Origin of the sequence: Bacillus cereus group sp. RP37 (assembly GCF_040459695.1) — a bacterium.
Taxonomy (GTDB): domain Bacteria; phylum Bacillota; class Bacilli; order Bacillales; family Bacillaceae_G; genus Bacillus_A.
On the sequence record NZ_JARVHP010000001.1, the window covers coordinates 698,705 to 718,160 of the forward strand.

The window sequence follows — 19,456 nt, forward strand, 5'->3', positions numbered from 1 at the left end:
ATATATATGACGAAACCAGTTGTAGACGTAAAAAACGTTCAAAAAGTGTACGGTAAAAAAGGTGAGAACCAATCGCATGCGTTAAAAGGTGTGTCATTCTCGATTCAAGAGGGTGAGTTTGTCGGAATTATGGGACCATCTGGTTCTGGTAAAACGACATTATTAAATGTAATTTCAACGTTAGATAAAGCAACAGGCGGCGTTGTTGAAATTGCAGGAACAGATATTACGAAAATGAAGCAAGGTGAGCTTTCTGATTTCCGCTCGCAAAAATTAGGATTCATCTTCCAAGACTTTAACCTATTAGAAAACTTATCTATTTATGAAAACATTGCACTTCCACTTTCTCTTCAAGGTGTTCCATCACGTAATATTGGACCGAAAGTAGAAAAAGTAGCGGATATGTTAGGGATTACAGAAATTCTTCAAAAGTATCCATCTGAAGTATCTGGTGGACAGAAACAACGTTCAGCAGCAGCTCGCGCACTAGTACATGAGCCGGCAATTATTTTAGGGGACGAGCCAACAGGAGCTCTTGATTCTAAAAATGCAGCGAGCTTACTTGATGCGATGACAAACTTAAATCAAGAGCAAGGTGTATCTATTATGATGGTTACACATGATCCGTATAGTGCAAGTTACTGTCAGCGTATTTTATTCATTCAAGATGGTGAGCTATATAAAGAAATTCACCGCGGTGGTACGCGTGAAGAGTTTTATAAAGAAATTTTAGATGTACTTGCAGATTTAGGTACACAAAAAGCGTAAGGAAGGAGGTCTAGAGCATGTTATTCAAACTTTCCATGTCAGGGCTAAAGAGTAAGCTAAAAGATTACATCGTCTTACTTGTCGGTCTTGTCATGTCGATTTCAATTTTTTATATGTTTCAAACGTTAGCGTTAAACGAAGCCTTCCTTAAGGAAAATTCTACTATTGGTCAAATTGGATTCGTATTCCAAGCAGGTTCATTTTTACTAGCCATTATAACGTTCTTCTATATTTTATATGCGAACTCTTTCTTATTATCTCTTCGCCAAAAAGAGTTTGGTATGTATATGATGTTAGGAGCAAAAAAGCATAAAGTTACATTACTTATGTTTATTGAAACAATCGTATTAGGTGCTGCGTCTCTTGCGATTGGTATTATAGTTGGGGTAGGACTTGCAGAAGGTATCGGTCAGTTATTAATGAAACAATTAGAATTTGCAGGTGAAGGTTATAAAGCATTTTATCTGCCATCTATGACTGTTACGTGTATCTTCTTCTTTGCATTATTTGTATTATCAGCAATTATGAATAGTATTAAGTTATCACGTATTTCTGTACTGCAACTTGTACATGCAGATGCACAAACAGAACGTGTTGCGGTAAAAGGAAAAATGACAGGTTTAGTCGCATTCCTTGCGGTTATTTTATTAGGAATGGGCTATGCATCAATGATTTACATGGAAAAACTAAGAGAAATGGGAATTCTTATCGCATTAATTACAACAACAGCTGGTACTTACATGCTATTTGGATCACTTCTTCCAGTGATTATTAAAAAGTTAAAAAGTAATAAAAAGCGTAGTGAAAAAGGACTTAACGCTTTTACATTTGCACAATTAAACTTCCGTATTAATAGCTTAACAAAGGTGCTTGCGACAGTAGCGATGTTAGTTGCTCTTGGAGCAGGTGCGATTTCTGGTGGTATGGCGTTTAAAAATAACGTTATAAAAATGGTTGATGGTTTAGTAATCTATGATTCAGTAGTTCATAATCCAACAGCTGAAGAAAAGAAAATCTTAGACGGTATTACATTTAAAGAGAAAAGCGAATATCGTTACAAAGTTGATGATAAATACGTTTATTATGTAAAAGAGGATTTGGAGAAAAATCGTCCTTTAGTAAAAGATATGACAAATATAAAATCGATGAAGGATTTAGTGAATACGAAGAAGGCTTCACAGGAACTACCAGTAGGCGCAGTTTCTAGAGAAATGAATGAAAAAGATGCGAACGCTAAAGAACTTCCAGAAGAATGGGTAGATGCTTTTAGCACAATTCATCCGTATTATCTATACGAAGATCATGCAATTAAAATTGTAGATCAAAAAATGTACGATGAGATAAATGGTAAAGAAGGTATAGCATTTATCGGAAAAACAGATGATTTCTTAACATATACAAAAGAATGGAAAAAACTTGACGAGTTGCAACTAGATAAATATAAAAATGTAACAGCTGAAAGAATGAACAGTAAATATCAATCTTACGACATGTTCTACGGCGTTGCGAGCGGAACAGTGTTTATGGGATTCTTCCTTGGAATTGCTTTCTTAGCAATGATGGCAAGTTGTTTAATGTTCAAAATTCTTTCTGGTGCATCAAAAGATATTACGCGTTATCAAATGCTTCGTAAAATTGGGGTGCGCCGTGAATTATTAACAAAATCAATTTATAAAGAGTTATTCTTAGTATTCTTATTCCCAGCAATTGTAGGTATTGCTCACGTATTAGTTGGTATGAATATTTTCGGATTTATTTTACTTGATCCGTACTTCCGTATTTGGGTACCGATTGTTATCTTTGTAATGATTTATGCAATTTATTACTTCATTACCGTTCAATTGTATAAAGGAATTGTTCTTCCGAAAGAAGATTAATAAAAAACCGAGCGAAACTGCTCGGTTTTTATTATTTTCAGAAAAAACACTTTGATGTTACTGAAATATATAATATAATATAAATAAGTAACATAATATAAAAGTAGAAGCAGCTGGATAATGAAAGGAGGAATCCGATCTGTAGAAAGAGGCTGAACTTGTATCCCCCTATTATTCCTACCCCACTGTATTTGCACAATTATCAATTTCCAAATGAAAAATTTTCGAATCTAAAAGTATATTGTAAAAATAATGGATAATACATGGAAATCCCATAGCGTGATAAGGTAAAATGGACAACATGATGAGAAAATTACCGTTCATAAGATGAGGAGAATACATGTATGGAAGTTGTAGAGGCATTAAAAGATATAAGCCAAATTGAGGCTATGAAAAAGTATTTAAAAGAGCACTCGCAGCGAGATTATCTTTTATTTGTTATTGGAATTAACACAGGATTAAAGATTACTGAGCTACTTAGTATGAAATTTGAAGAGGTATTAAATGAAGATGGAACTGTTAAAGAGTTTTATTCTCTTCCTGTGAAAGATGAAAAATTCAAACAAGATATTTATTTAAATACAAAAGTAAAAGAAGCACTTTTAGAGTACGTACAATCTATTAATGCTCAAAGAGAAAACTACGTATTTCAATCTAATAAAACGACAAATTCAATTACGCGTCAACAAGCGTATCGTGTAATTCATAATGCTGCTGAAGCAGTTGGGGTTGTTGGTAAAATCGGAACGAACTCAATGAGAAAAACATTTGGATTTCATGCATACAAAAGAGGGATAGCGATTGCGCTATTGCAAAAACATTTTCATCACGCGACACCTTCAGAGACATTAAAGTATTTGGGAATCTCAAAAGATGAAGAATTTAAAACAGAGATTGATGTAGATTTGTAAAAGCCGTAACTAAAAACTTTAGGAGGCGGGAATATGAATATTAGAGAGAGTGAATTACCGGGCATTGGATGTAAGTTTGAAGTAATTACAAAAGGTAATGAAAAAATGGTTATCGTTATTCATGATGATGGCCGAAGAGAAATGTATCATTTTGATGCGGATCATGATGAAAGTATTTCAAGCATTTCTCTTCGTGATTCTGAGGCGAGACAAATTGCAGCTATATTAGGCGGAATGGTATACAGACCACAAGCGTTAGACACAATTGAGATGGCTTTTGAAGGATTATCAATTGAATGGTTTAAGGTGGAAAATAACGCACCAGTCGTACAAAAAACAATTGGTAGCTTACATGTCAGAAAAACGTATAACGTAACGATTATTGCTATTTTGAAAAAGAATATGAAGAAATTCTTTAATCCAGGTCCAGACTCTATTATTGAAGCTGGTGATATGCTCGTGTTATCGGGTGAAAGACATGAAGTGAAAAGAATTATTAATGAATTGCTTTCAGCAGGAGGTGATTCATAATCGATGGATACTTTAATCTTTGAAGTTGGAACTGCGTTAGTATTAGTAGCTTTTGCAGCTATCCTTGCTGCGAAGTTAAAGTTCTCGATTATTCCGTTTCTCATTATACTCGGTATGTTGGTGGGGCCTCATGCCCCAGATTTAGGACTTATCGATTTAAGATTTATTGAAAGCGGAGAAGTTATTTCCTTCCTCGGACGTGTTGGCGTCATATTCCTCCTATTCTATTTAGGCTTAGAATTCTCAATAAAAAAATTAATTAAATCAGGAAAATCAATTGCTTTTGGGGGGACTGTCCACATATCACTTAATTTCATATTAGGTTTGCTTTATGGATATGTTATGGGCTTCCCCTTATTAGAAACATTAATTATTGCTGGAATCATTACAATTTCATCAAGTGCAATTGTTGCAAAAGTAATTGTTGATTTAAGAAGATCTGGTAATAAAGAGACTGAATTAATATTAGGAATCATTATGTTTGATGATATTTTTTTAGCTGTATATTTATCAGTCGTTTCAGGGTTAGTGCTCGGTGGTGCAACATCATTTTTAGGTGCTCTTACATCGGTGCTCATCGCAGTAGGATATATGCTCCTATTCTTTGTAATCGCTAGAAAAGCTACGCCGTTTTTAAATAAAGTATTAGATATTTCGTCTAACGAAATTTTCATTATCGTAATATTCGCTATTTTATTCTTTGTAGCAGGATTCTCAGAAACGATTCATGTCGCAGAGGCGATTGGAGCGTTATTGTTGGGACTCGTCTTTTCTGAAACAGAGCATAGTGATCGGATTGAGAAGCTAGTCGTCCCATTCCGTGATTTCTTTGGAGCCATATTCTTTTTCAGCTTCGGTTTAAGCATAGATCCGTTTTCGCTTGGAGGAGCAGTGTGGTTGGCATTAGGAGCAGTTTTCATTACTCTAATCGGTAATTTTACTGCTGGAATGATTGCGGGACGTAAAGCAGGGTTATCCCATAAGGCTTCTACGAATATAGGTTTAACACTTGTATCACGCGGAGAGTTTTCCATTATTGTAGCGAATATCGGCATTGCGGGTGGCTTACTGGCAGCGATTAAACCGTTCTCTGCACTGTACGTTTTAATATTAGCATCGTTAGGTCCGTTATTAACGAAGGAATCTGGGAGAATATATTCTCTACTAGATAAAATATTTAAATGGAGCGCTAAAGAACGTGCAAAGCGAGAAAAAGAAGTTGGATAATATAAAAAAGAAGAGGCTGCATGAAGTTCATGCAGCCTCTTCTTTTTTATATATTGTTTCTGTTGTCGCTTTTTGTTAGTAAGTCGATATAATTAGAAAATCGCTGATAAAATCCAAGAAGTAATCAATATAATTTCACTTACCGACATCTCATTATCTGAATTTCATCAACTATTAATCAGTTGCCTTCCTATTTAAAAACGACTACAATTTTACTGTTATAGATGAACGAAAAAAATAGAATAGGAGGGGAGACTATGCCAAGGAAAGTATGGCTATTAGTAGCTGGGATGATTATTAATGTCACGGGTGCTTCTTTTTTATGGCCTTTTAATACAATTTATTTGCATGATCACCTAGGGAAATCTTTATCTGTGGCCGGAATGGTATTAATGATCAACTCGCTTACTGGTGTAATCGGAAACTTGCTCGGCGGTGTTTTATTTGATAAATGGGGCGGATATAAATCAATTTTAGTAGGAATTGTGATTACACTTGTATCGATTTTAGGCCTTGTGTTCTTCCACGGCTGGCCGTTATATGTTGTGTGGCTAGCATTAATCGGTTTTGGTTCTGGAATGGTCTTCCCATCGATGTATGCGATGGTTGGTACGGTTTGGCCAGAGGGCGGAAGACGAGCATTTAATGCGATGTATGTTGGACAAAACGTTGGTATTGCGATCGGAACAGCATGTGGTGGATTAGTTGCATCGTATCGTTTTGATTATATTTTCTTAGCAAACTTTATTTTATACTTTGTTTTCTTCTTAATTGCTTTTATTGGATTCCGTGGTATGGAAGACAAGAAAGAGCCAGGAGTGCAAAAAGAAGTCGAAACGAAAAAAGGTTGGTCGCTTACACCTGGATTCAAAGCACTTCTTATCGTATGTGTAGCATATGCTTTATGCTGGGTTACATACGTACAGTGGCAAGGGGCGATTGCAACACATATGCAAGAATTAAATATTAGTCTTCGTCACTATAGTTTATTATGGACGATAAACGGAGCCATGATTGTTTGTGCGCAGCCGCTAGTTAGTATGTTAATTCGCTGGATGAAGCGTTCGTTAAAACAACAAATTATGATTGGGATCTTCATTTTTGCGGCGTCATTCGTTGTGTTAAGTCAAGCGCAGCAATTTACGATGTTCCTCGTTGCGATGGTAACTTTAACAATTGGTGAGTTATTTGTTTGGCCAGCGGTTCCGACGATTGCAAATATACTTGCGCCAAAAGATAAGTTAGGGTTTTATCAAGGTGTTGTAAATAGTGCGGCGACTGTAGGGAAAATGTTCGGGCCAGTCGTTGGCGGAGCGATTGTTGATTTATACAATATGGAAGTATTGTTTATAGCAATCATGGTAATGCTTGTAGTAGCGCTTATTGCAACGAGCATGTATGATAAACGAGTAAAAGTAGAAGAAACAGTTGAAGAAAAAATTGCAGTTTAGTTTGACGGAACATGTAACATGTTTTAGAATATATTTAAATAAAACAACCTTTTGAACAAGGGAGATAGCTCGGCTGTCCTAAGACGCATTCGTTAGTTATTAAGAGTAACGATTAACCGAGAAGCCCCGCTTTAAGTAAGCTCTTATGAGATATACGAAGTGGTGGGTAGTTCATATTCACTCATATTTATAATAACAGTGAGAAGGAGTAGTAGTAATAGAAGCTGGTTTAGAGAGTTGACGGTCGGTGCAAGTCAATCCACGTTTCGTTATGAACTCGCCTTTGAGTTGCAGTTGTGAAACTAATAGTAGCAATTGCCGTTAATCCACGTTACGGATCTAAGCGAATGTATATTTTTTGTACATTAATTTAGGGTGGTACCGCGGGAATCTATAACCTCTCGTCCCTTTCTAGGGATGAGAGGTTTTTTGTATTTTGAGCGGTGAAAATAAATAGAATTTCAAGGAGGGTATCTCATGAGCTTTAATCATCAAGAAGTTGAGAAGAAGTGGCAAGGGTACTGGGAAGAGAATAAAACATTCCGTACGCCAGATGAGACAGAAAAACCAAAATTTTATGCACTAGATATGTTCCCATATCCATCAGGTGCAGGCCTACACGTAGGACATCCAGAAGGTTATACAGCGACAGATATTTTATCTCGTATGAAGCGTATGCAAGGATATAACGTTCTTCATCCAATGGGATGGGATGCATTCGGTCTTCCAGCAGAGCAATATGCACTTGATACTGGAAACAGCCCAGCAGAATTTACAGAGCATAATATTAATACGTTCCGTAACCAAATTAAAGCATTAGGTTTCTCTTATGATTGGGACCGTGAAGTAAATACAACAGATCCAAACTACTACAAGTGGACACAATGGATCTTCCTACAACTATTTGAAAAAGGCTTAGCTTACGTTGATGAAGTACCTGTAAACTGGTGCCCAGCACTTGGTACAGTACTTGCAAACGAAGAAATCATTGATGGTAAGAGTGAGCGCGGTGGACATCCAGTTGAGCGTCGTCCGATGAGACAGTGGATGTTAAAAATTACAGCTTATGGAGATCGTCTATTAGAAGATCTAGATGAGCTTGATTGGCCAGAAAGCTTAAAAGATATGCAACGTAACTGGATCGGTCGTTCTGAAGGTGCAGAAGTACACTTCAACATCGATGGTACAGACGAGAAATTCACAGTTTTCACAACGCGCCCTGATACACTATTTGGTGCAAGCTACTGTGTACTTGCTCCAGAGCATGCGCTTGTTGCAGACATTACAACAGCTGAGCAAAAAGAAGCGGTAGAAGCTTACATTAATTCTGTAAAAATGAAGAGTGATTTAGAACGTACAGAACTTGCGAAAGAAAAAACTGGCGTATTCACTGGTGCTTACGCAGTTAACCCAGTAAATGGTGAGAAATTGCCAATCTGGATCGCTGATTACGTTCTTGCAACTTACGGAACAGGTGCTGTAATGGCAGTTCCAGCGCATGATGAGCGTGACTATGAATTCGCATCAACATTCAATCTTCCAATGAAGGAAGTTGTAAAAGGCGGAGACATTACGAAAGAAGCATACACAGGTGATGGTGCACACGTAAACTCAGCATTCCTTGATGGCTTAAATAAAGAAGAAGCAATCGCAAAAATGATTGAATGGCTTGAAGTAACGAGCGCAGGAAATCAAAAAGTAACATACCGTCTACGTGACTGGTTATTCAGCCGTCAACGTTACTGGGGTGAGCCAATTCCAGTAATTCACTGGGAAGATGGCACAATGACAGCTGTGAAAGAAGAAGAATTACCATTAGTTCTTCCGAAAACAGAAAATATTCGTCCTTCAGGTACAGGTGAATCACCACTTGCTAACATTGACGAGTGGGTAAATGTTGTTGATCCTGAAACTGGTAAAAAAGGTCGTCGTGAAACGAACACAATGCCACAATGGGCTGGTAGCTGCTGGTATTACCTACGTTACATCGATCCAAACAATAGCGAAGCACTTGTAGACCCTGAAAAAGTAAAACAATGGCTTCCAGTTGATATTTATATTGGCGGAGCGGAGCACGCTGTACTTCACTTACTATATGCTCGTTTCTGGCATAAAGTATTATACGATATCGGTGTAGTTCCAACGAAAGAGCCGTTCCAACAATTATTCAACCAAGGTATGATTCTAGGTGAAAACAACGAGAAAATGAGTAAATCAAAAGGTAACGTTGTAAACCCTGATGATATCGTAGCAAGCCATGGTGCAGATACACTTCGTCTATACGAAATGTTCATGGGACCATTAGATGCTTCAATCGCTTGGTCTGAAAATGGTCTTGACGGAGCTCGTCGTTTCTTAGACCGCGTATGGCGCCTATTCGTTCAAGAGAACGGTGAATTAAGTGAGAAAATCACTGATGCACCAAATAAAGAGCTTGAAAAAGCTTACCACCAAACAGTGAAGAAAGTAACAGAAGACTATGCAGAGCTTCGCTTCAACACAGCGATTTCTCAAATGATGGTATTCATCAACGATGCATACAAAGCTGAAACACTTCCGAAAGAATATGTAGAAGGTTTCGTAAAAATGATTGCACCAGTTGCACCTCACATCGGGGAAGAGCTATGGAGCAAACTTGGATACAATGAAACAATCACATATGCAAGCTGGCCAACATTTGATGAGTCTAAACTTGTAGAAGATGAAGTTGAAATCGTTGTTCAAATTATGGGCAAAGTTCGCGCGAAACTAACAATGAGTAAAGACGCATCAAAAGAAGAAATGGAACAACTTGCACTTGAAGCAATTCAAGACCAAATCGAAGGGAAAACAGTTCGTAAAGTAATTGTTGTTCCTGGAAAACTTGTTAACGTTGTTGCAAACTAATGAATGAAAGAAAAGCTCAGAGCATTTATGCTCTGAGCTTTTTTATGTAGAAAATAATCTCAGGATCACCTTCATCTAAGTTTTCGATCATTCCACTGCGTATAAAACCATTTGCGTTAAATACTTTCTGCATACTTTCATTCGATTCGTTCGTTGAAGAAAAGATTTTTTGAGTAGGAGAATGACTTAACATATATGAGATTAACGAGCTTGCATAGCCTCGCCTTCTTTTAGTTGGCGAAACAATGATTAATGAGAGGAAAATACAACCAAAGAAATTTGTATCGTATGTTAGAAAACCGGAAATAGAATTATCTTCTTTTACAATGATGCAGCGGCCCTCATCAATAGTGTGCTTAATGTAATTTCGTCTACTATCGTTTCCAATTACGTCAATATCTATATGTACGATTGAATCTAAATCATTGATAGAAGCTTTTGTTACGTTCTTCAATAGAAATACCTCCTAGAAAAAATATTCAGTAAATTAATTTTATCATGAATGAAGAAAAAGGAGCGGAATTCCAATACAGACAAACACCTATTTTTCTATAGGAAATATGATAAAAAAGGTAGGCTAAATTGAGTAGAAGAGGTGAAAGGAATGAAAGGGATGGACAATAATGCACCACACGGCTTTTTCGGAGGTGGATCGGATAGTTATGAACAAATGATGTTAATGGGAGGAGCAGGTCAACAAGGATATGGCGGAATTCCGAGCTGGATGGGCGGAGCAGGTCACCAACAAGGATACGGTGAAATTCCGAGCTGGATGGGTGGAGCAGCAGGAGGATCTCCAACATCGGTAGCTGGCATGCAAACTGGAATGCCTACATTAATGGGAGGATTTTCGACATCAGGGGCTGGAATGCCTACAGTAACAGGAGGATTTCCGACATCAGTAGCTGGCGTACAGACAGGAATTCCAGTAGGAGTACCAACTACATTTCCTTCTTTCGTTGGAGGAGTGCAGACAGGATTTCCGGTACCGGGAGTAGGTGTTGTAGCAGGCGGAGTAGGTGGTTATCCGCAAGGTGTTCACGGTCACCATGTACATCACCATCACCAAGGACAACATGGCCACCATGTACATCATCACCACCAAGGCCATCAAGGCCATCATGTACATCATCATCACCAAGGTCACCAAGGCCATCATGGTCATCATCATCACCAAGGCCAGCATGGACACCATGGTCATCACCACCATCAAGGACATCAGGGGCAACAAGTACATCACCATGGACACCATCATATACATCCGCAGGCTGTTCTTTATCAAACGCATCAAGGCCATCATGGTCACCACCACCACCAAGGCCAGCACGGCCACCATGGTCACCACCAAGGGCACCAAGGGCACCAAGGGCACCAAGGGCACCAAGGGCACCAAGGGCACCAAGGGCACCAAGGGCACCACGGTCATCAAGGTCACCAAGGTCATCAAGGTCATCAAGGCCAACACGGTCACCAAGGTCAACAGCACCAACAATATCAACAGTATCAACAATATCAACAACAATCTTCTCCTTGGACAGGTGGAGTTGGAGCAGGAGGAGCAGGGGCAGCAGCAGGAGCAGCTAGTATTGGTGGAGCAGCAGGGCACGCTGGACACGTGGGTCATTAACGAGTCAAAGGAAAAAAGACATAATAAAAAACTGCTAGGAAATCCTAGCAGTTTTTTTCAGCTTCTTGGCGTTGACGTTCGATTTCAGCACGAAGTTGTGGTTCTGGTGCTTGCCAGCCTTCTGGTTTTAGGATTTTGCCGTCGCCTTCGCGGAATCGAGGTTTTCCATCAGGGAATAATTTTGCCATGTTTGCATTATTTACAATTTCGAATCCTTTATCTGGACGTACGCCCATTTCGGCAAACGTGCCGAATGCAAAGTAAATAAGGTCAATCAGTGCATCGTATTGATCTTCAACAGTCGTTGCTTCTAGAAACTCTTCTAGCTCTTCTTGCATAAAACTTGCACGGATTTTTGCACGTTCTTCTGTTAATTTTGTTGGAGTATTTGTCACGGGATGTCCGAATACTTCGTGCATTTTTGCAACAAGTTCGTATCCTTTATCTAAACCTTTTTCGTTTGTCATGTTGTTTCATCCTTTCTCGCTTAGTGCCGAATCCCATTGTAACATAAGGTGATTATGAAATGAAAAGGGACTGTCTAAAAGTTTCATCTTTTAGTTAAGATAGCGATAGTAAAAGACTATATCGATTTAAGGATAAAATATGACATAACCTGTTAATAAAAGAAAGCCATCCCGGAATACTTTTGGGACGGCCCTGCTCGTTATTTTTCTTCTTTTATAAAAACGGATAAAATAAGGTCGATGCCAAACATACCAACGAGCAACATTGGTATAACGACAAGTAAATAACGTGTGAAGGAAACATTTTTTAAGTATGTATGAGCAAATAAAAAGACGCCGAGAAATAAAATACCATTTAAAATAGGCTTTACTAATTTTTTAGACATAAGCTCCCCCGTAAATATCTTCTCTCTCTTTGGTAATAAAAAACTCCTCTCTCCGTTGTATCATGCTGGAGAGAGGAGTTCAATCATTTCTCATTCAATTACACCAGAATTTGTAATGTCAACGGTGTACTTTACTTTAATTGGCACATCTTTGTACATTTTTCGCCACTCTTCTAATTTAAATGGGCGATAATGTTGTCTATATTTTGCTCCAAGTCCAAGGGGATCAACATTTAGAGATTTAAACTGTTTAATTAGTTTTGTAGCTTTCGCATCTAATTGTTTTTCGACCGACTTAGCTATTTTTGTTGTATTTTTTTTGTTTTCTAAATTAAATTTTCTAGAGAGCTCCTGAATACGAGCTTCCACCTTTACATGAATATAGAAAGAAGGTTTCCCATTTTTTATGTTTACCTCGTAGGTAGGAACGGAACGAATGTTATTAATCATTGCATAGCCAGGATTGGTTTTAAATTCATGTGAGTCCAAGCGGTGCTTTTCTAGCAGTCCTTTGAAAACAAACATATCGTGGTACTTAATTGTTCCGACTAACTTATCCTTTTTCAAGAGACCGATACCAATAATCTTTATTTTATCTCCATGTTTTTTTAGGATAGGCATATAGGAATCTTGTCCTTCACGGTAGTACCTGAAGGCGCCTAAATACAAATTGTCAGTTGGCAAAGGGCCAGTGTCCATATTATGTTCTAACATTTTTTTTATATAAATCGCAACATTGTAAGATGTACTATATTTTCCTTTAAATAGTTCAGTACCATTGCCTTCTAATAGTCCAACATACAGCGAGTTACCAATATTCACATCACGAATTAATGTGTCAAAGGAGTTGGATAATCCTTTTTTAGCAATTTTTGTTGTGAATAAGGCAACACGCATTTGACCGCTTGCGAACGGTTGCGAAGATTCTAAAGATGTATCTGCCTTTACTTGTTTTACTGCGTTTCCTGTGCCTTCATAAACTTGAACTTTATTTCCCTTTTTTTGTATGGGGCAAACGAATGTAACCTTTACTTTATTATCTTTTGCTGTATCGAAGACAGTTCCTTGAATGAGTTGAACATCATCAATAATATTTTTTTGTAAGCAACCAGCTAGACTGAAGATACTGATGCAAACAAGAAGTATTAATTTTCTTTTGGTTTTTTCCATTTTCTTTTCACCCACACAATAATAAATAGAATTGGGATGTATACATATATAAGCCAAAAACTAACTTTAGATATATTGCTAATAAAATCATTAATATCATGCCTGTTCGTTAAAAGTTGTGAAACAACTAAAGTGATAAGCATAAATGCGATTAAAATACCTCGTTGCTTCACACGAAAGATTTCATGCGTTCCTCTAGTTGCAGCCCATAAAGGTAGGATAAAGCTGGTAATAATAACGAGAGCATAACCGGAAATAGCAATATACTCAAGTCGCTCTATAAAAGGAAGCTTAATAACTTGTGTCATGGACAGCTGAGACCAAATAGTTTTGAGTAATTGTTTTTCGCTAAAGAATGTAAAAGCGAGAATGGTACTAAACAAATATAGAATATTGGAAAATAATGCCCCATATTGCGCAAATTTATGGGATTTCTCTGGTTCTTTAACAAATGGATAAATCATAAGGAAAATTTCAAATCCTGTCATGCTATAAATAGATAGTTGAGCTGCTTTCAAAATATCTGTAAAAGAATGTGAAAATATTGGAAGTAAGTTATCCCAATGTGAGAATTTCAAAATGAAAAGACTTAGAAAGAGATAACCTAGTGTTCCACCAACGGAAATAACACAAATTCCTGCAATGACGCGGAATCCTGATGAAATAATGTAATAACTTATTAAACACATAAAGAATGTGAGCATCCAGGTGGATGCACTAGGAAACATCCATACTTGAATAATTTCGACATATGTTCTAACAACAGAAATGCTTACAATAAAAAAATAAGCCATAAAAATGATATTAATACCATTTCCGATCCATTTTCCAAAAAGTTGTTTGTGTAAATCAATTAAGTTTCCCTCTACATTTTTCAATGAATAATACATCATCCAGATGAGAATATGAATGATGATTCCTGTGAGGAGAACTCCTATCCAGCCGTCGTATCCAGCAGATTTTGCAATAATCCGAGCGAAACCGAGAACCCCGGCACCAAACTGTGCACTGTGAATTAAGAAGAAAACAAAGATAGGAGATATTTGATATTTCTCTTGAACTTTACTCATCAATGCACCTCATTCCTTATTCATCAAAATCCGATCGATGTTTTGTTGAAATTCCTTTCGCTGCTTTTTTTACATGTTGTGGCCTTGCTTGTACATCCCTTGTATCAATCATTGTTAAGGGAAAACGAATCCAAGAATCTTTAACAGATTGTTGTCTCGTTGGATAAAACAAAGCGTATGGTTTACGTAAGGAAGTAAGTCTAAATAGATGGGTAAATAAAAAGATAAATCCAAGAGAGATGCCGAAGAGTCCTCCTATTTCTGCGAATGCTAGAAATGGAAAACGTAGTAATCGAACGGCATTACCCATTTTATAAATAGGTGTAATAAAGGAAGCGAGTGCTGATAATGCAACGATAATTAATAAAATGTTACTCGTTAAACCAGCTTGTACAGATGCCTGCCCGATTACGATACCGCCTACAATACCGAGCGTTTGACCAACTTTCATCGGCAACCTCGCGCCAGCTTCTCTCAGTAAGTCGATTGCAAGTTCTAAAAAGAGTGCCTCAATTAAAGGTGGGAATGGTACTTGTGCCCTTGATAAAATCAAAGTTTCAAGTAAATCACTTGGAATGAGCTCATAATGATAATTTAAAACTGCAACGTATAACGGTGTAGCACAGATTGAAAATAGAACAGCGATAAGACGTAAAATGCGTGAAAATGTAGCGTATAGCCAAGAGACGTTATAGTCTTCTGGTGAAATGAAAAAATCAAAATAGGATACAGGTGTTAGTAGAACACTTGGAGAACCATCCACAAAAATAGCGATTTTTCCATCAATTAGTGCTTTTGTAACTCTATCAGTACGTTCTGTATTGATATAGAGAGGGAAAATCGACTTTTCACCCATTAATTCTTGTATATAAGCACTATCATTAATTTGATCATACTCAAGAGCACGTAATGATTCCTCGAGAAAATCTACATTATCTTTTTCAGCGAGGTTGTCTAAATACATCATGACAACTTTTGTTTTGGAAAACTCACCGACAATCATTTCTTTTGTTTGTAAATCTAAAACAGGAAGACGTTTTCGTACTAAATTAATATTCGTATCAATAGCTTCTACAAAGCCTTCTTGTGGACCGATAACTGTTGATTCATTTAATGGAGGGCTTGGTGCCCGGTAAGTATCAATTGCAATGTTTGCAAGCATACACTTTTGATCTTGCTGATTTACTTGAACAATCGCATGCCCCTTTAAAACCATGTCCTCAATTTTTTGTAAATCGTTCGTAATTGTAATACCGCTCATTGGAATATGTTCTTTCAATTCTTCTAGTGAAGCTTTAGGTCGTTCTAAAAGAGTAGGCATTAGATACTTTTGTAATTTCTCTCCATCAAGCGAAGGACGATAGTAAGAAATCCAATAAGGCATCGTTTCATCGTCAGATGTGTGATAATTAACAAAATCACTAGAATTTTTAAGCTTCGCTATTAAATCTTGTAGAGAATGAATGCGGTCTTTTTCTGGTTTTGAAAAATCATAAATACTATTACTTCCAGAGCTTTGCTGTTGATCTTGAGTAGAGTTGTTTTGCTTAGAATGTTGCTGTTTATCCTGGGATGAGTTATTTTGCTCAGCATTTTGCTGCTTATTTTGAGAAGATTCGTCTTGTTGAGCACTTTGTTGCTGATTCTGATCCGAATCGTCTTGTTGAGCATTTTGTTGTTGCTGTTGATCCTGATCGGAGTCATTTTGTTTAGAGTGTTGCTGTTGATCCTGATCTGAGTCGTTTTGTTTAGAGTGTTGCTGTTGATTCTGATCCGAGTCGTTTTGTTTAGCATTTTGCTGTTGATTCTGATCTGAGTCGTTTTGTTTAGAGTGTTGCTGTTGATGTTGATCCGAGTCGTCTTGTTTAGAGTGTTGCTGTTGATTCTCATCTGAGTCGTCTTGTTGAGCACTTTGCTGTTGATTCTGATCTGAGTCGTTTTGTTTAGAGTATTGTTGTTGATGTTGATCCGAGTCGTTTTGTTTAGCATTTTGCTGTTGATTCTGATCTGAGTCGTTTTGTTTAGAGTATTGTTGTTGATGTTGATCCGAGTCGTTTTGTTTAGCATTTTGCTGTTGATTCTGATCTGAGTCGTTTTGTTTAGCATTTTGTTGTTGATGTTGATCTGAATTATTTTGCTTAGGATGTTGTTGCTGATCCTGGTCTGAGTCACCTTGTTTAGAATTTTGTTGCTGATCCTGAGAAGACTCCTTGTGTTCCTCCTTTTTTTGCTCACCATTGTTACCTTTATTATGTTTCATACCTCTAGCCGGTTTTTGGTTATCATTCTCTTGACTATCAGGCTGTTGCTCCGAATTATCTGTTTCGCTTTTCTCTGTTGCATTTGATTTTTTTTTCTTACGTAGCCAATTCCAAATCATCTGTATGACCTCTTTAATTGTGTAATATAGTGCTATTTTGTGGCTAATTTTGTATATTATTCATTTATTTATGAAAAGAAGGAGGAGATTGGTTTGCATAGAAAAAATCCTTTAGTAAGCAGTACATACTATGACGGGAAGAGGGCGAGTCTGTGCAATTTGTAAAAAAAGAGAAGTTTGATTTAAAGGAGTTTACATTTGAAAATGGTAGGGTAATTCCTGTTCAAATGGGATATGAGACGTATGGCACTTTAAATAGAGAAAGGTCAAATGCGATTTTGGTTTGTCATTATTTCAGTGCAACTAGTCACGCGGCAGGAAAATACACAGCGCATGATGGGGAGTCTGGGTGGTGGGATGGTTTAATTGGACCGGGAAAAGCAGTTGATACAAATAAATACTATGTTATATGCACTGATAACCTTTGTAATGTGCAGGTGAAGAACCCTTATGTGATTACAACGGGACCGAAATCAATTAATCCGAAAACTGGAGATGAATATGCGATGGATTTTCCGGTTTTTACATTTCTTGATGTAGCTCGTATGCAATATGAGTTAATAAAAGATATGGGAATCGTAAGGCTACATGCTGTAATGGGACCGTCGGCTGGCGGGATGATTGCGCAGCAATGGGCTGTTCATTATCCTCATATGGTAGAGAGGATGATTGGTGTTATTACGAACCCGCAAAATCCAATTATTACGTCGGTAAATGTAGCGCAAAATGCGATTGAGGCTATTCAATTGGATCCAAGTTGGAAGGGCGGAAAATATGGAGAAGAGCAGCCAACGAAGGGGCTTCATTTAGCAAATAGAATGATGTTTATGAACGCATTTGACGAGCACTTTTATGAAACAACATTTCCTCGTAATAGTATAGAGATAGAACCTTATGAAAAATTTTCTGCATTAACATCATTTGAGAAAGAAATAAATAAGGTGGCATATAGAAGTATAGAGTTAGTAGATGCAAATTCGTGGATGTACACGGCGAAAGCAGTTTTATTACATGATATTGCGCATGGATTTTCGTCTTTAGAAGAGGCTCTTTCTAACATAGAAGCAAATGTCCTTATGATTCCATGTCAACAAGATTTACTTCAGCCATCTCGCTATAATTATAAAATGGTAGACATTTTGCAAAAACAAGGGAAATATGCGGAAGTGTATGAGATAGAAAGTATAAATGGGCATATGGCGGGAGCATTTGATATTCATTTATTTGAAAGGAAAGTTTATGAATTTTTAAATCGGAAAGTATCTAGTTTTGTGTAGAAAATAAACGGTGTGAAAAAGGTGCAATGTATGTAGTAGGCACCTTTTTTTACATGATTTGTAGACGGAAAATATATGTGGCAATTGCTATACCGAAGAACGCTATACTAAGTAATAGAAATAAGAATGATATTTCTTGTGGCGATTTTATCTTTTTATTATTTTTCATACTAAGGGCAATAATTGCAGCGATTAAGAAAATGATGCCCGTAATGAAAAGAAAAAGTGTCATTTTCATTGGCTCCTTTCATAAAACAAGTATATTGAGGATACAATGCACGAGTTATGTTTGTAAAGAATAAATTTTGCGGGAAAATTGAGAAATAAATTTTCCATTCTTTGCGTTCTTTCTTTCGCATGCTAAAATTGATTAGACATGCTTGTTGAAGGAAGAGACTAAAGGTTTTATTGTATATAAGGAGGAACGACATATGACAGAAGTTAAAACAATTACTACAGAAGAAGTACAAGAGCGTTTAGAAAATGGAGAAACATTATTTTTAGTAGACGTAAGGGAAGATGAAGAAGTAGCAGCAGGGAAAATTCCAGAAGCTGTACATATTAAAATGGGTGATATCCCAAATAAAGTGGATTTCTTTGATAAAGAGAATGAATATATCTTTATTTGTCGTTCGGGAATGCGCAGTGAAAATGTATGTCATTATTTAAATGAGCAAGGATTTAAAACAATGAACATGGTTGGCGGTATGCTTCAATATGAAGGTGAAACGAAATAAGTAGTTAAAAAAACTTGAAACGAGTCTGTTTCAAGTTTTTTTCTTTTGCATACAGTGTACAAAAGGGGGATAGGTAAATGGGGATTAACTTGCGGAAAGTAAAAATTATTAATAATACAGGAGCTGTTAATGTTGGTGACTGTTATGATATCTCACCTTTAGCTGTAGCAAAAATATATGCAGGTGCTGGAGGGTCGAGTGCGGCTATTTTTTTAAATGGGAAAAGACAGCCAGAAGCGGTGATTCGAACATCAGTGTTTCTTCCGCCATTAGCAACGAGTACACGTACATTAGGTTCATAGAGGAAAGGTAGAGTGTAATTATGCCTGCTCATATAAAAGAATTTGTTATTGTGAATAACACTGGGAATATATTTACCGGTGATAATTTAAGTGATACGTCCTTTACTGCTACGAAATCGTACAGTGGTTCAATGGGGTGTACTTGGATCGACGTTGTTACAGTAATAGGGACGGAGACCAAGCTTTGTTTGCAGCCGGGAGATTCGGTGACGACAACATATACAAGAGGTACTCCTGCTGGTACTGTAACAGGAACAAATATGGGGCAAAGTGTAAATGCATCGAGTATAGCACAAGCTGTCCCTAATACAGATAATATGGATTCAATTGCTGGACTCCCTTAAGGAATTAAGGGAGTTTTTATTATTTAAAATAAAAATAGTCTTGGA

At 37.2% G+C, this 19,456-nt stretch carries 19 protein-coding genes and 1 other annotated feature; of the genes, 12 read left to right on the forward strand and 7 right to left on the reverse strand.

What is annotated here, in order from left to right; genetic code table 11:
* The first annotated feature begins 6 nt into the window (after positions 1 to 6).
* From QCI44_RS03670 to leuS, 7 genes are all read left to right on the forward strand, one after another.
* Entirely contained in the window at positions 7 to 768 is a 762-nt protein-coding gene (locus tag QCI44_RS03670; RefSeq protein WP_016135500.1) for an ABC transporter ATP-binding protein, read from the forward strand.
* 17 nt (positions 769 to 785) lie between these two features.
* Positions 786 to 2,645 carry an FtsX-like permease family protein gene (locus QCI44_RS03675; RefSeq protein ID WP_088084444.1) on the forward strand — a complete coding sequence of 620 codons (1,860 nt, stop codon included), beginning with the start codon at positions 786 to 788 and terminating at the stop codon, positions 2,643 to 2,645.
* A gap of 344 nt (positions 2,646 to 2,989) precedes the next feature.
* Entirely contained in the window at positions 2,990 to 3,556 is a 567-nt protein-coding gene (locus QCI44_RS03680) for a tyrosine-type recombinase/integrase (protein ID WP_016085869.1), read from the forward strand.
* 33 nt (positions 3,557 to 3,589) lie between these two features.
* The gene (locus QCI44_RS03685; RefSeq protein WP_001026047.1) at positions 3,590 to 4,087 is read left to right on the forward strand and encodes a cation:proton antiporter regulatory subunit; all 498 of its coding nucleotides are present in this window, start codon (positions 3,590 to 3,592) and stop codon (positions 4,085 to 4,087) included.
* A 3-nt stretch (positions 4,088 to 4,090) separates the two neighbouring features.
* Positions 4,091 to 5,314 (forward strand): cation:proton antiporter, encoded by a 1,224-nt coding sequence (locus QCI44_RS03690; RefSeq protein ID WP_098560099.1) that lies wholly within the window; start codon positions 4,091 to 4,093, stop codon positions 5,312 to 5,314.
* Between the two features lie 257 nt (positions 5,315 to 5,571).
* The gene (locus QCI44_RS03695; RefSeq protein WP_001137539.1) at positions 5,572 to 6,765 is read left to right on the forward strand and encodes an MDR family MFS transporter; all 1,194 of its coding nucleotides are present in this window, start codon (positions 5,572 to 5,574) and stop codon (positions 6,763 to 6,765) included.
* Between the two features lie 189 nt (positions 6,766 to 6,954).
* Positions 6,955 to 7,177 (forward strand) — a binding site (T-box leader).
* Positions 7,178 to 7,242: 65 nt separating this feature from the next.
* On the forward strand, positions 7,243 to 9,651 hold the full coding sequence (leuS, locus tag QCI44_RS03700; RefSeq protein WP_098986697.1) for a leucine--tRNA ligase: 2,409 nt from the start codon (positions 7,243 to 7,245) through the stop codon (positions 9,649 to 9,651).
* Between the two features lie 25 nt (positions 9,652 to 9,676).
* Here the strand turns inward: leuS and QCI44_RS03705 are convergent, their stop codons facing one another.
* Entirely contained in the window at positions 9,677 to 10,105 is a 429-nt protein-coding gene (locus QCI44_RS03705) for a GNAT family N-acetyltransferase (RefSeq protein WP_000800323.1), read from the reverse strand.
* Between the two features lie 150 nt (positions 10,106 to 10,255).
* Here QCI44_RS03705 and QCI44_RS03710 point away from each other — a divergent pair, with 150 nt between their 5' ends.
* Complete coding sequence (locus tag QCI44_RS03710; protein WP_353811004.1) at positions 10,256 to 11,278, forward strand: hypothetical protein; 1,023 nt, start codon at positions 10,256 to 10,258, stop codon at positions 11,276 to 11,278.
* Between the two features lie 44 nt (positions 11,279 to 11,322).
* Here the strand turns inward: QCI44_RS03710 and QCI44_RS03715 are convergent, their stop codons facing one another.
* The 5 genes from QCI44_RS03715 to QCI44_RS03735 form a co-directional block, all read right to left on the reverse strand.
* Positions 11,323 to 11,745, reverse strand: a complete 423-nt coding sequence (locus QCI44_RS03715; protein WP_000180554.1) for a pyrophosphohydrolase domain-containing protein — start codon at positions 11,743 to 11,745, stop codon at positions 11,323 to 11,325.
* Between the two features lie 200 nt (positions 11,746 to 11,945).
* The gene (locus tag QCI44_RS03720; protein WP_016085874.1) at positions 11,946 to 12,131 is read right to left on the reverse strand and encodes a hypothetical protein; all 186 of its coding nucleotides are present in this window, start codon (positions 12,129 to 12,131) and stop codon (positions 11,946 to 11,948) included.
* 90 nt (positions 12,132 to 12,221) lie between these two features.
* Positions 12,222 to 13,301: a Ger(x)C family spore germination protein gene (locus tag QCI44_RS03725; RefSeq protein ID WP_016085875.1), complete on the reverse strand. Its 1,080-nt coding sequence runs from the start codon at positions 13,299 to 13,301 to the stop codon at positions 12,222 to 12,224.
* Positions 13,277 to 14,371, reverse strand: a complete 1,095-nt coding sequence (locus tag QCI44_RS03730; protein WP_000049079.1) for a spore germination protein — start codon at positions 14,369 to 14,371, stop codon at positions 13,277 to 13,279. Before QCI44_RS03730 ends, QCI44_RS03725 begins: the two co-directional genes overlap by 25 nt.
* Positions 14,372 to 14,387: 16 nt before the next feature.
* On the reverse strand, positions 14,388 to 16,751 hold the full coding sequence (locus tag QCI44_RS03735) for a spore germination protein (RefSeq protein WP_353811005.1): 2,364 nt from the start codon (positions 16,749 to 16,751) through the stop codon (positions 14,388 to 14,390).
* Positions 16,752 to 16,903: 152 nt separating this feature from the next.
* Between QCI44_RS03735 and QCI44_RS03740 the strand changes: the two genes are divergently transcribed.
* Positions 16,904 to 18,028 carry a homoserine O-acetyltransferase family protein gene (locus QCI44_RS03740; RefSeq protein WP_016135492.1) on the forward strand — a complete coding sequence of 375 codons (1,125 nt, stop codon included), beginning with the start codon at positions 16,904 to 16,906 and terminating at the stop codon, positions 18,026 to 18,028.
* 49 nt (positions 18,029 to 18,077) lie between these two features.
* Here the strand turns inward: QCI44_RS03740 and QCI44_RS03745 are convergent, their stop codons facing one another.
* Entirely contained in the window at positions 18,078 to 18,260 is a 183-nt protein-coding gene (locus QCI44_RS03745; protein ID WP_016085879.1) for a hypothetical protein, read from the reverse strand.
* 199 nt (positions 18,261 to 18,459) lie between these two features.
* Here QCI44_RS03745 and QCI44_RS03750 point away from each other — a divergent pair, with 199 nt between their 5' ends.
* From QCI44_RS03750 to QCI44_RS03760, 3 genes are all read left to right on the forward strand, one after another.
* Positions 18,460 to 18,765: a rhodanese-like domain-containing protein gene (locus QCI44_RS03750; RefSeq protein ID WP_000141210.1), complete on the forward strand. Its 306-nt coding sequence runs from the start codon at positions 18,460 to 18,462 to the stop codon at positions 18,763 to 18,765.
* A gap of 77 nt (positions 18,766 to 18,842) precedes the next feature.
* On the forward strand, positions 18,843 to 19,067 hold the full coding sequence (locus QCI44_RS03755; RefSeq protein ID WP_000512461.1) for a spore germination protein: 225 nt from the start codon (positions 18,843 to 18,845) through the stop codon (positions 19,065 to 19,067).
* 20 nt (positions 19,068 to 19,087) lie between these two features.
* Positions 19,088 to 19,411 carry a hypothetical protein gene (locus QCI44_RS03760; RefSeq protein WP_001110863.1) on the forward strand — a complete coding sequence of 108 codons (324 nt, stop codon included), beginning with the start codon at positions 19,088 to 19,090 and terminating at the stop codon, positions 19,409 to 19,411.
* The last annotated feature ends 45 nt before the right edge of the window (positions 19,412 to 19,456 follow it).

What these genes read in the sequence shown, in the direction of transcription:
- QCI44_RS03670 (WP_016135500.1), top strand. Translation starts at nt 7, where the DNA reads ATGACGAAACCAGTTGTAGACGTAAAAAACGTTCAAAAAGTGTACGGT.
- QCI44_RS03675 (WP_088084444.1), top strand. Translation starts at nt 786, where the DNA reads ATGTTATTCAAACTTTCCATGTCAGGGCTAAAGAGTAAGCTAAAAGAT.
- QCI44_RS03680 (WP_016085869.1), top strand. Translation starts at nt 2,990, where the DNA reads ATGGAAGTTGTAGAGGCATTAAAAGATATAAGCCAAATTGAGGCTATG.
- QCI44_RS03685 (WP_001026047.1), top strand. Translation starts at nt 3,590, where the DNA reads ATGAATATTAGAGAGAGTGAATTACCGGGCATTGGATGTAAGTTTGAA.
- QCI44_RS03690 (WP_098560099.1), top strand. Translation starts at nt 4,091, where the DNA reads ATGGATACTTTAATCTTTGAAGTTGGAACTGCGTTAGTATTAGTAGCT.
- QCI44_RS03695 (WP_001137539.1), top strand. Translation starts at nt 5,572, where the DNA reads ATGCCAAGGAAAGTATGGCTATTAGTAGCTGGGATGATTATTAATGTC.
- leuS (WP_098986697.1), top strand. Translation starts at nt 7,243, where the DNA reads ATGAGCTTTAATCATCAAGAAGTTGAGAAGAAGTGGCAAGGGTACTGG.
- QCI44_RS03710 (WP_353811004.1), top strand. Translation starts at nt 10,256, where the DNA reads ATGAAAGGGATGGACAATAATGCACCACACGGCTTTTTCGGAGGTGGA.
- QCI44_RS03715 (WP_000180554.1), bottom strand. Translation starts at nt 11,745, where the DNA reads ATGACAAACGAAAAAGGTTTAGATAAAGGATACGAACTTGTTGCAAAA.
- QCI44_RS03720 (WP_016085874.1), bottom strand. Translation starts at nt 12,131, where the DNA reads ATGTCTAAAAAATTAGTAAAGCCTATTTTAAATGGTATTTTATTTCTC.
- QCI44_RS03725 (WP_016085875.1), bottom strand. Translation starts at nt 13,301, where the DNA reads ATGGAAAAAACCAAAAGAAAATTAATACTTCTTGTTTGCATCAGTATC.
- QCI44_RS03730 (WP_000049079.1), bottom strand. Translation starts at nt 14,371, where the DNA reads ATGAGTAAAGTTCAAGAGAAATATCAAATATCTCCTATCTTTGTTTTC.
- QCI44_RS03735 (WP_353811005.1), bottom strand. Translation starts at nt 16,751, where the DNA reads ATGATTTGGAATTGGCTACGTAAGAAAAAAAAATCAAATGCAACAGAG.
- QCI44_RS03745 (WP_016085879.1), bottom strand. Translation starts at nt 18,260, where the DNA reads ATGACACTTTTTCTTTTCATTACGGGCATCATTTTCTTAATCGCTGCA.
- QCI44_RS03750 (WP_000141210.1), top strand. Translation starts at nt 18,460, where the DNA reads ATGACAGAAGTTAAAACAATTACTACAGAAGAAGTACAAGAGCGTTTA.
- QCI44_RS03755 (WP_000512461.1), top strand. Translation starts at nt 18,843, where the DNA reads ATGGGGATTAACTTGCGGAAAGTAAAAATTATTAATAATACAGGAGCT.
- QCI44_RS03760 (WP_001110863.1), top strand. Translation starts at nt 19,088, where the DNA reads ATGCCTGCTCATATAAAAGAATTTGTTATTGTGAATAACACTGGGAAT.